At 66.3% G+C, this 13849-nt stretch carries 11 protein-coding genes; 6 read left to right on the forward strand and 5 right to left on the reverse strand.

Annotation, left to right across the window (positions count from 1 at the left end; genetic code table 11):
* Positions 1–12: 12 nt before the first annotated feature.
* The 4 genes from ACGFK1_RS12590 to ACGFK1_RS12605 all read left to right on the forward strand — a co-directional run bounded on the left by ACGFK1_RS12590 (position 13) and on the right by ACGFK1_RS12605 (position 3370).
* Positions 13–258 carry a BatC protein gene (locus ACGFK1_RS12590; protein ID WP_393428858.1) on the forward strand — a complete coding sequence of 82 codons (246 nt, stop codon included), beginning with the start codon at positions 13–15 and terminating at the stop codon, positions 256–258.
* A complete protein-coding gene (locus tag ACGFK1_RS12595; RefSeq protein ID WP_393428861.1) occupies positions 239–1507 on the forward strand; it encodes a cupin domain-containing protein in 1269 nt (422 codons plus the stop codon). Before ACGFK1_RS12590 ends, ACGFK1_RS12595 begins: the two co-directional genes overlap by 20 nt.
* Positions 1504–2394, forward strand: a complete 891-nt coding sequence (locus ACGFK1_RS12600; protein WP_393428869.1) for a sucrase ferredoxin — start codon at positions 1504–1506, stop codon at positions 2392–2394. The genes ACGFK1_RS12595 and ACGFK1_RS12600 overlap by 4 nt, the downstream gene beginning before the upstream one ends.
* 61 nt (positions 2395–2455) lie before the next feature.
* Positions 2456–3370, forward strand: a complete 915-nt coding sequence (locus ACGFK1_RS12605) for an MBL fold metallo-hydrolase (RefSeq protein WP_393428871.1) — start codon at positions 2456–2458, stop codon at positions 3368–3370.
* Positions 3371–3372: 2 nt separating this feature from the next.
* Here the strand turns inward: ACGFK1_RS12605 and ponA2 are convergent, their stop codons facing one another.
* From ponA2 to ACGFK1_RS12620, 3 genes are all read right to left on the reverse strand, one after another.
* Positions 3373–5841, reverse strand: coding sequence for a transglycosylase/D,D-transpeptidase PonA2 (gene ponA2, locus ACGFK1_RS12610; RefSeq protein ID WP_393428874.1), 2469 nt, complete (start codon positions 5839–5841; stop codon positions 3373–3375).
* A gap of 119 nt (positions 5842–5960) precedes the next feature.
* Positions 5961–7043 (reverse strand): dihydrodipicolinate reductase, encoded by a 1083-nt coding sequence (locus tag ACGFK1_RS12615; protein ID WP_393428876.1) that lies wholly within the window; start codon positions 7041–7043, stop codon positions 5961–5963.
* A gap of 5 nt (positions 7044–7048) precedes the next feature.
* Complete coding sequence (locus tag ACGFK1_RS12620) at positions 7049–8074, reverse strand: Rieske 2Fe-2S domain-containing protein (protein ID WP_393430067.1); 1026 nt, start codon at positions 8072–8074, stop codon at positions 7049–7051.
* A 94-nt stretch (positions 8075–8168) separates the two neighbouring features.
* Between ACGFK1_RS12620 and ACGFK1_RS12625 the strand changes: the two genes are divergently transcribed.
* Positions 8169–8729, forward strand: a complete 561-nt coding sequence (locus ACGFK1_RS12625; protein WP_393430071.1) for a TetR/AcrR family transcriptional regulator — start codon at positions 8169–8171, stop codon at positions 8727–8729.
* Between the two features lie 7 nt (positions 8730–8736).
* Here ACGFK1_RS12625 and ACGFK1_RS12630 read toward each other — a convergent pair whose 3' ends face one another.
* Positions 8737–8898 carry a hypothetical protein gene (locus tag ACGFK1_RS12630; protein WP_393428879.1) on the reverse strand — a complete coding sequence of 54 codons (162 nt, stop codon included), beginning with the start codon at positions 8896–8898 and terminating at the stop codon, positions 8737–8739.
* A gap of 112 nt (positions 8899–9010) precedes the next feature.
* The gene (locus tag ACGFK1_RS12635) at positions 9011–10624 is read right to left on the reverse strand and encodes a hypothetical protein (RefSeq protein ID WP_393428882.1); all 1614 of its coding nucleotides are present in this window, start codon (positions 10622–10624) and stop codon (positions 9011–9013) included.
* Between the two features lie 469 nt (positions 10625–11093).
* On the opposite strand from ACGFK1_RS12635, the gene ACGFK1_RS12640 reads away from it, so the two are divergent.
* Positions 11094–13847 carry an AAA family ATPase gene (locus ACGFK1_RS12640; protein ID WP_393428885.1) on the forward strand — a complete coding sequence of 918 codons (2754 nt, stop codon included), beginning with the start codon at positions 11094–11096 and terminating at the stop codon, positions 13845–13847.
* The last annotated feature ends 2 nt before the right edge of the window (positions 13848–13849 follow it).

Genomic DNA, 13849 nt, shown 5'->3' on the forward strand with positions numbered 1-13849 from the left:
GAAAGGATCACCATGCCACTGGACGACGACGACATCACCACATCAGGCGGCGGCGAGGGCACCGCCGACGGCGGGTCGAACCCGGAAGGCCACGACGGCGGAGCGGACGGCACGGCGGGCGGCGAGGGCCCAGCCGACGGGGGCTCGAATCCGCAGGGTCAGGACGGCGGGGCCGACGGCGCGGCGGGCGGCGAAGGCCCGGCCGACGGCGGCTCGAACCCCGAAGGCCACGACGGCGGTGCCGACGGAACCGCATGACGGCTTCGCGGCGCTGAGTCGCTTCATCGCGATCGACCCCGGAACCTTCGCCACCGAGTTCTGGGGTCGTAGGCCGCTGCTCAGTCCGTCCACCAAACTCCCCCGCGATTTCAGCGATCTGCTCTCGCCGGAAACGGTCGACGAACTGATCGCCGAGCGCGGGGTGCGTGCGCCGTTCATCCGGATGGCCAAGGAAGGCGACGTCCTGGCCAAGGACTGCTATCTGGGGCCCGCCGGATTCGGCGCGGAGATGCCCGATCAGGTCGACTCCGCCAAGGTCCTTGCCCAATTCTCTTCCGGCGCAACGATTGTGCTCCAGGGCCTGCATCGGCTGTGGCCGCCGCTGATCGACTTCGTCCGGCAGGCCGTCGACGACGTGGGCCATCCGGTCCAGGTCAACGCCTACATCACGCCGCCAAGCAACCGCGGCTTCGATCCCCATTACGACGTCCACGACGTGTTCGTCCTTCAGGTGGCCGGGCAGAAGCGCTGGATCGTGCACGAACCCGTGCACACCCATCCGCTGCCCTCGCAACCGTGGACGCAACATCGGTCGGCGATCGCAGCGCGGGTAAAAAACGATCCGGTGATCGACACCGTGCTGTCGCAGGGCGACGCGCTGTATCTGCCCCGCGGCTGGGTGCATTCAGCGCAGGCGTTGGACACCACGTCCATCCACCTGACCGTTGGGGTATCCGCGGTCACCGGTGTGGATGTCGCGCGCGCGGTCGTCGATCAACTGGCGACGATGGAAGAGTTTCGCCGGTCGCTGCTGCTGGGGCGTGATTGCACCGATCAGGATGACATCATCACGACGGTGACCAAGGTGATGGCGGAAATGGTCGACGCGTTGCGCGATGAGGCGGCCACGGTCAGCGGGGGTGCCGCGGCACAGCTGATACAAGGGCACGCCAAACAGACGCGCCCTGTCGCCGTTCGTCCGCTGGCCGCGTTCGACGCTTCGCAATCGGCGGCCACGACGCGCGTCTGTTGGCGCCGCGGGTTGGTCGCCACGATGGAATGCACCGATGGACGCGTCGCCCTGCGACTTCCCGACAAGGTGATGACGTTTCCGATGTCGTGTGCGGAGGCCATTGCGGCGCTTCACCAAGGGATTGCGGTCGACGCGGGAACGATGCCTGGTCTCGACCGTGCCGACGCGACAGTGTTGATCCGTCGGCTGCTTCGAGAGGCCGTGGTTCAAGACATCGTGGTTGAAGAGGCCATGGTTCTACCGGACAACGGATGACCGTCGCCAGAAGAGCGCCCTGCAGCGACCAGTCGCTGGCCCGCGGCGATCCGATGTACGGCACGGCTTCGGCGGGTTCGTCCTGGGTATTGCTCGAATTGCCTGGCGGCTGGGGGCATTCGGCGTTCCTGCGGTCTCCCGCGGTCATCGATCCCGAGCTCGGACGCGCCATTGTCCGGCGCGTGGAGACGGCGAAGATGCGCATCGCGGCGATCCGAAAGCATGGCCGCCGCTCCAGCCCGCCAAGGTGGCGCTGGTTCATTGCGCACGCCGACGTCGGCAGTGAGGTGCTGTACGGCGGCGAGGTCAATGATCCCCGGGAGTATCTGGACATCGCACTCGACGGCTCCGACGGCACCGCGCGGACCGACCCGCTCGTGGCGGTCTGTGCGCACGGCAAGCACGACCAGTGCTGCGCGGTTCGTGGCCGCAGCGCATGTAAGTCGATCGCGACGGCGTACCCCGACTTCACGTGGGAATGCTCGCATTTGGGCGGCGATCGGTTCGCCGCCACCATGCTCGTGCTACCGGAAGGGCTGTGCTACGGGCGGGTCGACTCGACCGATTCGGCGGAGCTGGTGCGGCTGTACCTCGAGGGCCGGCTGGACAACGCGTTCCTGCGCGGCCGCGCCTCCCTGCCGCATGCCGTCCAAGCCGCGCAGTACTTCGCCCGCGAGGCCACCGGCGACGATCGCATCGCGAGTTTTCCGCCCATCGACGTCGAGCGGGGCGAGGGCACAATCCGGGTGGTGCTCGGCAATGAGCAAGGACCGATCGAGGTCTACCTCAACGAGGAGATGTCCGAGCCGCTGTTGTCGCAGTGTCATGCGCAGGTTTCTGGCCAGGTCCGAACCTTCACGCTGGAGTCGATCAAGCAATCGGGATGAATCGGTGAAGCCCCGTCCGTTCCGGGCGACAGGAAGCTGTCACGGACACGGAGGAGCAGTCATGAGTGTGGACAACATTTCACGCCCCAACACGCAGGCACTCGACGAATTGGTGCCGTCGCGCTACGCGCTACAGGTCGGCGGCCTCGAGGTGCTGGTGATCAGCGACGGCATGTTGCCCATTCCCGCCGCGACGATGGCGTACAACGCCGACTCGACCGAGTTGGCGGGCTGGCTGGACGACATGTTCCTGCCGCCGGACGTGCTCGACTGGCCGCTGAACGTGGCCGTGGTGCGCAGCGGCAGCCAGACCATACTCATCGACGCCGGCTTGGGCGCCGAGTTCCCCGACTTCCCTCGGGCCGGGCAGCTGGCCCTGCGACTGCAGGCGGCAGGCATCGATCCTGCCTCGGTGACCGACGTGGTGCTCACCCATATGCACATGGACCACGTCGGTGGGTTGCTCGGCGACGGTCTCCAGCAGCGGCTGAGTTCCGACCTGCGGGTGCACGTGGCGGCGGCGGAAGCAGAGTTCTGGGAGGCACCCGACTTCTCCCGCACCCACATGCCTGCCCCGGTACCGGATGCTCTCCGGTCGGCCGCCTCACGATTCTTGGAGGAGTACCGCAGCCGGTTGCGGCCATTCGAGACCGAGTACGAGGTGGCGCCAGGAGTGCTTGTCACCAGGACGGGTGGACACACTCCGGGGCACAGTGTCGTGCGCCTGGCATCCGGTGCCGACCGGCTGACGTTCGCGGGCGACGCTGTGTTCCAGGTCGGATTCGACCAACCCGACTGGTTCAACGGCTTCGAACATGACCCAGAGGAGGCGGCCCGCGTCCGGGTCCGACTGCTGCGCGAATTGGCGGCCACCGGCGAGGCGCTGGTGGCCACTCACCTGCCCTTCCCGTCGGTATGCCATGTGGCAGCCGCAGGCGACGCGTTTCGCTGCGTGCCCGCCGTGTGGGATTACTGACTTCACGGAGGCGGGGGCGGTGGTTCGACCGGCGGCGGAGGCGGCGGCTCGAACGGCGGTGGCGGGGGCGGTGGCGCGAACGGGGGCGGCGGCGGTGCACCCGGCGGCGGTCCCAGCAGCGGCACGGTGATCGGCGGCAGACCCGGAATCTCCACGACGGTCATGCCCTCCGGGGGGACCGCGGGAGGTGGTGGCTCGTCCCGCGGTGGCGGCGGCGGTGGCGGCGGCGCGGGCGGGATGCCGTTGCTGATGTTGATCGTGATGATCGACCCCGGGATCGTCTTACCGCTCGGTGAGGTCCCGACGACGGCGCCATACGACGCGGAACTGTTCACCGATGTCGCCTTTTCGGCGACCTGAAAGCCCGCGTTGCGCAACCGCTCTCGCGCGGCGTCCAGTTTCATACCGGACACATTGGGCACCTGGCTACCCGACGTGCCATCGACGTAACGCAGATCGGTCGGCGGCATTCGCACCTCGCCGAAATCGTTGGCGATCGGCTTCATCGCCTCGAACCACGTGCGGGCCGGCTCGCTGCCGCCGAACAGGTCGCCGCTGCCGCACTCACGTAGCGGATACGAACAGATTCCTGACGGATTGCTCGAGTCGTCGAAGATGTAGTTGGCGGCCGCATATTGATTCGTGAACCCGACGAAGCCCGCCGACCGATGCGCTTCGGTGGTGCCGGTCTTGCCCGACACCGGCAGATCCCAACCAACCGACGATGCAGCGCCCGCGGCGGTGCCCGGGCTGACGGCGTCCTTGCTCAGCGCGTTGGCGAGCGTGTTGGCCAGACCCTCGGGCACCGCCTGTTCGCATGGTTGAGTCTGGATCGGCACGTCGTTGCCGTGCCGGTCGACGATCTTGACGATCGGGTCCGGCGGGCACCAGGTGCCGCCCGACGCCAGCGTTGCCGCCACGTTGGCCAACTCGAGCGCGTTGAGCTGGAACGGCCCCAGCGTGAACGAGCCGATGTTCTGCCTCTTGATGAAATCAGCGAGGCTCTCGTTGCTTCCGGGGTCGTACGCGCGCGCCGTCCCTGGCAGAGCGTACGACCGAAGCCCCAGCCGCACCGACATGTCGACTGTCCTGGGAACGCCGACCTGCTGGATCAGCTTGGCGAAGGCGGTGTTCGGCGAGACGGCCAGCGCATCGGTGACCTTGAGGGAGCCGCGGTAGTTCCCGGCGTTGCGCACACACCACGTCTCCTTCGGGCAACCCGGCGTATCGCTGCTGCCAAGCCCTCGCGCCTGGAACGAACCGGGCACATCCAACTGGAAGTCGATACCCATGCCCATGTCGAGCGCGGCCGCCGTGGTGAAGATCTTGAATATCGACCCGGCCCCGTCGCCGACGAGCGAGAACGGCAGCGGTTGCATCGTCTCGTGGGCGTCGTCGTTCAGCCCGTACCTTCGGTTACTCGCCATCGCCATCAGTCGGTGCGCGTCCTTGCCCGGCCTTATCACGCTCATCACGCTGGCGACGCTGTCGAGGTCGGGACTGGCGATCTTGTCGACCGCGGACTTCACCGACCCCTGCACCTTCGGGTCGAGCGAGGTGCGGATCAGATAGCCGCCGCGGGCCACCTGTTCTTTACTGATCCCGGCCCGCGCCAGGTAGTCGAGCACGTAGTCGCAGAAGAACCCGCGATCGCCAGCGGCGATGCAGCCATTCGGCAGTCCGTTCGGTTGGGGCAACACACCCAGCGGCTGGGCCTTTGCTGCGCGCAGCTCTTCGGCGCGCTGCGGCAGGTTCTCGATCATGGTGTCCAGCACGAGGTTTCGCCGACTGAGCGCACTATCGGGATTGGTGTACGGATCGTGCTGACTGGTCGACTGCACCAGCCCGGCCAGCAGCGCGGCCTGCGGCCAGTTCAGGTCCGAGGCGTTGATCCCGAAGTAGGTCTGCGCGGCGTCCTGCACGCCGAATGCACCATTGCCGAAGTACACCAGGTTCAGATAACGGGTCAGGATCTCAGCCTTGCTGATCGCCTTGTCCAGCGCCAGCGCCATCCGGATCTCGCGCATCTTGCGTGCCGGTGTCAACGCGACGGCGGCGCGCCGCTGCGCGTCGGTCTGCGCGGTCACCAACAGTTGATAGTTCTTCACGTACTGCTGTTCGATCGTCGAACCGCCCCGAGTGTCCGGGTTGCCTGCGAGGTATCCGGACAGCCCGGTCAGCGTGCCTGGCCAATCCACTCCGTTGTGCTCGGCGAACCGCTTGTCCTCGATCGAGACGATCGCCAGCTTCATGGCATTCGAGATTCGATCGGTCGGCACCTCGAATCGACGCTGCGTGTAGAGCCACGCGATCGGCTGTCCTGCTACGTCGACCACCGTCGACACCTGCGGTACATCGCCGGCGATCAGTTGCGAGGAGCCGTTGGCGACGACATCGGCCGCACGGTTGGACATCAGTCCGATGCCGCCCACGACAGGAAACATGAAGGCCGCGGCCAATGCTCCTGCCATCAAGCAACAGCCCGCTAACCTTCTGACGCATGCCCACGTCGGCCGCCCCTCCGACACGCCCTCAGGTTATTCGCACGCGTCATCCGAATGCCGCGGATTGACGAAACCTGTTCTGCCAGCTAGTCCTTGAATCGGCCGGCGAACCCGCGCAGTGGAAGGTCGGCGCTGGTGAGCAATCCCGGAGGCGCCGCGACCACCGACCTGATCGCATGCAGGGCGGGCATCCCGGTCACCGTCATGCCGATCGAGGCGAAATTGTCCGGGTTCGACAGGTCCACTCCCGGCTTCGGGAAGATCATGTGCTTGTTGTAGATACAGGGATCACCCTTGATCTGAGTGATATAGCAGCCCTTGATATCCCAACTGGGATCGGTGTGCGGGGTCATCTGCCACTCGAGGTGGGTCTCGACCCGCGGCACCCCGTCGACCATGCCCTGATACTTGATGTAGTTGCCGCCGAGCGAGCCTTTCGGCAACACATACCAACCCAGGTCGACGTCCTCGGTGCACGCGCCCAACTCATAGCTGAACTCGACCTCGTCGAGTTCCAGGCCGAAGCAGTCGGCCATCATCAGCACGCTGTCGGCGAACACCCTGGTGTACTTCTCGAGCTTGGCGGGGATGCTCGGATCGTCGACGGGCAGGCCGTAGCCCACCTCGATCCAGGTGTCCTTGCTGTGGTGGCAGGACACGTCGACGGATTCGATGGTCGTGACGTTTTCGATCTCGGCGACGTCGGCCGAGCAGAGCACGCCGAGGATCTGGTTGAGTCCGGGGTTCATGCCGGTGCCGTAGAACGACGACGAGCCTGTTTCGCACGCCTCGGCCAGCAACTGGCTGACCGGCTTGCCCGACGGATGCGGATGGTTGGTGTCGCGGTGCCAGCCGGTGATCCAGTCGGCGGTTGTGACGATGTTGATGCCGGCCTCCAGCACCTTGATGTAGAGGTCCTCGTCGGGAAAGACCCCGTGGAACGTCAGCACATCGGGCGCCGCGGCGATGATCTCATCGATCGTGCCTGTGGCGATCACCCCGTTCGGCTCGATACCAGCGAGCTCGCCGGCATCCTTGCCGATCTTCTCCTGCGAATAGCAGTGCACGCCGACCAGCTGGAGGTCGGACTGCGCGCCATAACGCTTGATCATCTCGGAGCCCACGTTGCCAGTGGCGACCTGAAACACGCGAATCGGCTTGTTCGACAAGAGGATCAACCCTTCTGATCGGTCGACGCGAGGTGCGCGGCACTGCCACCGCGGCCGTCGGGATAGAACTGCATCGCCCATTTGCGGATCGCCGTGAATCCCTCATACTCCGAGCTTGCCAGCGCGGGCGGATCGGAATAGCGCTGATGTGACCAGATGTGGATGTCCTGGCGGAATTGCCGGATGATCTCTTCGCCGAACTCGGCGGCCCGTTGCGCCGCCCGCTCGGTGTCCTTGCCGGGCGTCCGGCCGATATAGGCCGTGAACCGGACATCGGAGGTGTACTCGTCGACAGGTGTGATCGCGGAGATGGTGCGGTTGTCGACCATCCCCCAGCTCTTGGTCACCGCGATGCCGAGTCCGCCGTTGATCGCCTCGACTCCACTGCGGACATCGTCGATGGACTGCTGATCGTCGCCCTCGAATGTGATGGTGAAGTCGACATACGACACCGGTTCGGCGAAATCGTGGCGGGTGAAGATCGGGTTGATGGGCGTCTGATGCACATATTTGAAGTGAGCGAAGTCCACCCCGTTCTCGAGCACGTACTGCGGGTGTAACTCGTGACCGCGTTCGAACAGCCGCTGCTGGGGGTAGTAATCGGCGGCACTGCTGCCGTCCAGGAAGCTCGCGAACACGTCAGGTGCGTCGAAGTACGGCTTGCGGTCGCAGATGTCCTGCCAGACGTAGATCGACTCGTTGCGCTCGACCACCGGATAGGTCTTGATCCGCCGGCCACGGTTCGGCCTGCTCTCGTACGGGATGCACACGTTGCGGCCGTCGTGATTCCACTGCCAGCCGTGGAAGGGGCACTGAATCACTTCGCCGACGACGTGGCCGCCGAATCCGAGGTGCGCGCCGAGATGCTCGCAGTAGGCGTTCATGACCGTGAGCCGGCCAGACTCGGACCGCCACGCGATCAATTCCTCGCCGAAGTACTTCATCGCATGTACGTCACCAATGCCGACCTCGTCCGACCAGGCGACCTGGAACCAGCCAGTCGGCTTCATGGACAGCGGCGGCTTGGCCATATCGACGAGAATCACAGAAGGTTCTATTATTCGTCAAGTGCCTGAGCCGATCACCCGCCGGAGCAACCGCCGTGGTCAAGCCACCCGCGACGCCATGCTCGACGCGGCATTGCGCGCCCTTGCGACGGGGGATGTCGCCGCGGCCTCAGCCAATCGGATCGCGAAGGATGCCGGCGCAACATGGGGCGCGGTCAAATACCAGTTCGGCGACATCGACGGACTGTGGGCGGCGGTGTTGCGGCGCACCGCGGAGCGGCGCGGCCGACTGCCCTCGCGGGCGAACCCCGACGCGCCGCTTCGCGAGCGGGTGGCAGCGATCATCGACCTGCTCTTCGATGGGTTGTCCGCACCGGATTCGCGGGCGATCGAGACGCTGCGCGCCGCTCTCCCCCGCGACGGCGGCGAGTTGGAACGGCTCTATCCGCAGACTGCCGCCGAACTGCAGTCGTGGGGACGGAGTTGGATCGAATCGTGTCAGGAGGCGTTCCGCGACGTCGACGTCGATCCCGAACGGGTCCGCGAGGTGGCTTCGTTCATCCCGGGAGCGATGCGGGGGCTGGCCTCCGAACGCCAACTCGGTTCGTACTACGACCTCGATCTCGCACGACGCGGCCTGACCAATGCCATCGTGACCTACGTGCACCGACCATCGTGAGTCGGCGTCACCGCCCCGACTCGTCAGCCAGGTCGTGGCGATTTTGGTGCCGTGCCGGAGCGTCCGCGTCGCCGTCGCGGTGATCGAGCTCTCGTTGCAGCTCGCGTTGGTCCTCCGTTGCCTTCGTGGCGTCCTTCGGTGTGCTGGGCGTGCCCTCGTGTCGTCTCATGCTGATCGCAGGGTGGCCCGATCGAGCGGTGACGAAACCTGCTCCCCGGGGCGGATACGAAAGCAGGCCTCCCCCATCGTGTTCGATGGGGGAGGCCTGCCTGTAGAAGGTGCTACTTGCCGCTCTTGGCGTGCTTCGGGCCGCTCTTGGCGTGCTTCGGGCCAGCGGTGCTCTTCGCCGAGCCCTTGTCCGCACCGGTCGACGCCGACGCACCCGACGTCTCCGACGTGCCAGTGGTCGCCTCGTGCGTGGTCGTCGAGGTGGAACCCTTCGCGTCGCTACCCGACTTGGTGGAGTCCGATCCGGCCGCCGGCTTCGGGTCGACCTTGTTGCCGGTCGTGACGTCGGCGCCCTTGTCCGCAGACTTGGTGTCACCGGCCGCCTCCGTCGACTGCGGCTTGGTGGTCGAATCCTTTGTCTCGCTGGTGGATTCGGTCCCCGTCGAAGCGGTCGTGCTTTCCGGCTTCTGCGCAGGCTTCTCCGCGGCGGGCGTGGTCGCCTCAGCGGAAGTGTCAGACTTGGCGGGGATACTCGCCGCGCTGCTGGCGGTCTTCAGGGTCACCGTCGTCGAAGGCGCAGCCGGTAGCTCGGCAGCCGCGGCCAACGTCGAACTCTTCACAGCGGGCGTGACCGTCGGCGGAACCATCGCCTTGGCGATCGCCTGCACCAGCGCCTGCAGTGAGTTGATGGTGCCTGCGAGTTGGACGGTCAGCTTCGGGCTGATCGATATGATGTTCAGCCCCCCGCTCAAAAGGCCGCCGGCGACAACGTTGACCGCATCCGGCGGGAAGCCCGCCAGCGCTGCCAGGTTGGGACCGAACCCGCCGTTCAGCACGCCTCCCAAAACCGTTGCCGGGCCGTTGATGATGGCCGCGAGAGCGGCCGCCGGGTTACCCGCAGCGATGGCGCTGCCGACGTCGTCGACCGCGGCACCGAACGCGCCTACACCGCTGATCGCCGGCCCGAGAAGGCCAGTGACGGCTTGAGACAAGGGCGACAGAACGCCACCGTCCTGAACAGCGTTGATCACGTTCACCATATTTTGCAGAGGGTTCGAGATGATCGTCCCGAGCGGCCCGACGCTGTTGATCGCGTCCACCACTGCCTGCAACGGCGTGGTGACCGTGGCGGCCAGCAGCGGCTGGATGACGCCCTGCACCGGGAACACCGTCCCGATGGCGGCGCTGAGCACGTTGTTGATCGCATCCTCGACGTTGCCCTTTGTGAGGTCGCCGAGGGCGGCTTGCAGCAGTGGCGGCGCTGCCGACGTCACCGCCGTGGAAATTTGGCCGAGAGCCGATTGAATCGCGGTCAGAAGGCCGGCAACCGCGGCAGGCTCGTTGGCAGCAAGCCCGGACAAGAGACTGGTAGCGGCGTTTGGCAGCGCCGCGATCGTGCCGAGCGGGGAGGTTGTCGGAAGCACCGCCGCAAGAGCCTTGACCGTGGCGAGTTGGTTCGAAAGAACCTGACTCAGAATCGGTGTCGGATTCGCCGCGACCGTCTTGATGATGGCCTGCAGGTTGGTAACGGCCTCCTGGAACACCTGCGGGTAGCTGAGCGGAGTGGCGGCCAACTCCTCCGCAGCAAGCTCGACGGCCCTGGCCACGTGCGCCGGGGTCGGCAGGTGGATATCGGGCAGGGGCGGCGCAATGGGAGATACGGCTATCACGCTGGCCCCTACCAGAGCGATGCCCGCTGTGGCGTAAGGACGGCTGGCAACTTGCATTGAGAAACCCCTTGGCTGGAGATCGCCGGCACAGGCGAAACTTACTTGCTAGTAATGTCGCAAGCAGCGATGACTTAATCACCAACGCGATCGCATGCCCATCGCACGAATTGACGATCTTTTGGGAGCCAGTGGTTAGATGTTTGCCCAAAGCGATGGAAGCGGAATCTTTTTCCCGCTCCGACAGCGTAGCGGCGCAGCGTTGACCATCGCTCCGCGGCATCTGCAGGCGTCGAATTGGCGGCCGAGAAGCCCGCGATCACGCGTTCGCACGAGCCCTTCGGGCCGGATGTCCGAGCGGCAACAAGGGTCGTCACCGTCAATATCGTGGATACGGGTTACCCCGCCCCGATGATCCAACGGAATCATTCCGGCGAAGCGGCGTTAGTCACTAAGTAACTCAGTTCGGCCCGTCGGGGGTGCGCGGCCTCAGAAGTACCGATATGGGGCGCGACGGGATGAATGACTGATGGCACGGGTAGCGCTCAGAGGGCGCAGCGTTGCGATGGCAAAGGCGCTCACCGCGTTGGACCGAGCGGCGCGCACCGGGCAGGGCGCCTTGGTGGTGATCAGCGGCGAGCCGGGTATCGGTAAGTCGGCGGTCCTGCGCTCCGTCGTCGAACAAGCGTCGCGGGCCGGGTTCAAGGTCGGCAGCGGCAAGGCCGAACAAAACGACCAGATCGCGCCGGGCGCACCGCTGCTGGTGTCGCTTCGCTCGGGCCCGACTCCCCTGCTGCCCGGCGACGCGTTCGCCAGCCTGGCGCCGCTCTACGACCAGCCGCTGTGGCTGGTCGACCGCATCAGTGCATTGCTGGAGGAGTTGGCCGTGCACGGGCCGGTGCTGATCGCGATCGACGATGTGCAATGGGCCGACCGCCTCACCAGGTTCGCGCTGCGCGTACTTCCCGCGCGGCTGGCCGGATCGCCCGTGGTGTGGGCGGTCACGAGTCGGTGGCTGCCCCGTGACCCGCTCGACGAGTTGATCGCAGGCATCGACGATGCCGCCACCATCACCCGTATCGAATTGGGGCCGCTGGCGCTGGCGGATATCGACGGCATCGCGGCCGACCTGCTGGGTACTGAACCGTCCGAGCAGACCAGGAAGCTTCTCGGCGGCGTCGGAGGCAACCCGTTCTGGGCCGTTCAGGTGATCGAGGGTCTGGCGCGCAGGCACCAACGCGGCCAAGACGCGGGTGACCTCCACACCGAATTGTCGGTCGGCGTCCGGGCACGCGTCGCCGGCTTGTCCGGGCCCGCGGCGGCGCTGATCAGGCTGGCCGCCGTGTGGGGTCGCGCGATCACTCTCGCCGATGCGGGACATCTGCTCGGGAGCTTGTCGGAAGCCCAGCTGGCGCTGCTGGCACGCGAGGGGGTCGACAACGGATTGCTTGGCAGCGTCGACGGCGAAGTGTTCTTCCCTCACGACCTGGTCCGTGAAGCCGTGTACGCAGACATCCCGCCGGGTGACCGTCGAGCGCTTCACCGCGCGTGTGCCCGCTTCATCGTCGGCGACGGCCGATCGGCGCTGGCGGCGGCCCACCATTTCAGTGCGTGCGCCACCCGGGACGACGAGGAGGCCGTGCTCGCCTTGGAGGAAGCAGCCCGCGAATGCATGGTGTCGATGCCCGATCAGGCCGCCGAACTGGCCAAGCAGGCTTTCGCGCTGACCACAGAAGGGCATCCGCTCTGGCTGCTCGCAGGCGAACGGACGGTTGAGACGCTGGTCAATGTGCAGCGCGACGGCGAGGCGCTGGCCGTCGCGGATCGGCTGCTCGCCGCCACAGACGAGGCCGAAACCATCGCCCACATCGAACTGCAGGCATGCCGCGCGCTGTGGTTGGCCGGCGAGTGTGCGCAGATGGAACGCAGGGCCAGTGCCGCTCTGGCGATCGCCAGTGTGTCGGCGGTTGCCCGGGCTCAGTTGTCCGCGGCGCAGGCGCTGGCCGCGTCGCGCACGCAGTCGGCCGCGCGCGCCGAGACGATGGCGCAGGCGGCGCTCGCGGAGGGACATCGCCTCAGCGACACCTATTCTCAGCGGCTTGCCGTCGTGGCACTGATCGAGACCGCGCGCAACGAGGGCAGGCATCGACTCGCCCTCGATCGATTCTCCGACCTGAGAAGGCTGTCGGATTCGGCATACGAAGCCGAAGAGATCCGGACCCTTCAGCACCTCGACCGCTACGACGACGCCGAGGCCATGCTCGCGAAGATCCGCGAGGCCCATCAGGACGCCGACAGCCAAGCGCCTGCGATGTTGTACGCGCAGATGTGGCAGGACCACAACTTGGGCCGGTTGGATGCCGCCGAAGCGGGTGCTCGCACGCTGTTGCGGCTTTCCGACGAGACGGGAAACTACGGGTTCCGGCTCAACGCGCGGATGGTGCTCGCCGCCGTCGCCAGCTATCGAGGTGAATTCGCAAGGGCGACCGAGTTTTTGATACCCGTGTCCGCCGATGAGACGGTGCCGCGGCTGCGTCTGATGCAGGGCTGGCTGAAGGCGAGTGCGGGTGATTACCAGGCCGGCCTCGTCATCCTGGGCCCGTTGCTCGACGGTATCGAAGAGTTCCGCGATCCGTGGCCGTGGTCACCGCCGTGGATGCGGGTGCTGGCGCGTATCGGTCTTGACGGTGGGGATCCGGAGTTCGCACGCAAGGCGGCCCACATCGCCGACCTTGCCGCACAACGCAATCCCGGTGTCCCCACGCTGGAAGGCACCGCTTCGCACATCCACGGTTTCTTGTCAGACGATGCTGCCCTGCTGGCCAACGCGGTAGGGATATTGCGCGAATCACCGCGCCCGCTGCTACTGGCCGACGCGCTCAGAGACCTCGGATCGACCCTGCTGGCGCGCGACCGTGCCCGCGAGGCTGTCGATGCGCTGGTGGAGGCGGCCGAGATCTACCAACGCATCGGCGCCGAAGCAGGCAGCCACACAGTGGCGAAACTTCTTCGCAGCCATGGCATTCGCGGAGTCCGGATCAACCCGCCGGTGCCCCGGCCGCCAACCGGCTGGGCGGCGCTGACGCCGACCGAACGCAGGGTCGTCGAGCTGATCAGTTCGGGGCACACCAACCGCTCCGCCGCCGCTGAACTCGGGGTGTCGCCGAACACCGTCAACACCCACCTACGGGCGGTGTTCCGGAAACTCGATGTGAAATCCCGGGTTCAACTGACGATCGCGCATCGCGAGCACACCTCCGAGCCGACCGGTCCCGGGCCGTAGCC

The organism is Mycobacterium sp. NPDC048908, from assembly GCF_043197955.1.
Lineage (GTDB): Bacteria > Actinomycetota > Actinomycetes > Mycobacteriales > Mycobacteriaceae > Mycobacterium.

What these genes read in the sequence shown, in the direction of transcription:
- ACGFK1_RS12635 (WP_393428882.1), bottom strand. Translation starts at nt 10,624, where the DNA reads ATGCAAGTTGCCAGCCGTCCTTACGCCACAGCGGGCATCGCTCTGGTA.
- ACGFK1_RS12590 (WP_393428858.1), top strand. Translation starts at nt 13, where the DNA reads ATGCCACTGGACGACGACGACATCACCACATCAGGCGGCGGCGAGGGC.
- ACGFK1_RS12605 (WP_393428871.1), top strand. Translation starts at nt 2,456, where the DNA reads ATGAGTGTGGACAACATTTCACGCCCCAACACGCAGGCACTCGACGAA.
- ACGFK1_RS12625 (WP_393430071.1), top strand. Translation starts at nt 8,169, where the DNA reads ATGCTCGACGCGGCATTGCGCGCCCTTGCGACGGGGGATGTCGCCGCG.
- ponA2 (WP_393428874.1), bottom strand. Translation starts at nt 5,841, where the DNA reads ATGGCAGGAGCATTGGCCGCGGCCTTCATGTTTCCTGTCGTGGGCGGC.
- ACGFK1_RS12600 (WP_393428869.1), top strand. Translation starts at nt 1,504, where the DNA reads ATGACCGTCGCCAGAAGAGCGCCCTGCAGCGACCAGTCGCTGGCCCGC.
- ACGFK1_RS12640 (WP_393428885.1), top strand. Translation starts at nt 11,094, where the DNA reads ATGGCACGGGTAGCGCTCAGAGGGCGCAGCGTTGCGATGGCAAAGGCG.
- ACGFK1_RS12630 (WP_393428879.1), bottom strand. Translation starts at nt 8,898, where the DNA reads ATGAGACGACACGAGGGCACGCCCAGCACACCGAAGGACGCCACGAAG.
- ACGFK1_RS12620 (WP_393430067.1), bottom strand. Translation starts at nt 8,074, where the DNA reads ATGGCCAAGCCGCCGCTGTCCATGAAGCCGACTGGCTGGTTCCAGGTC.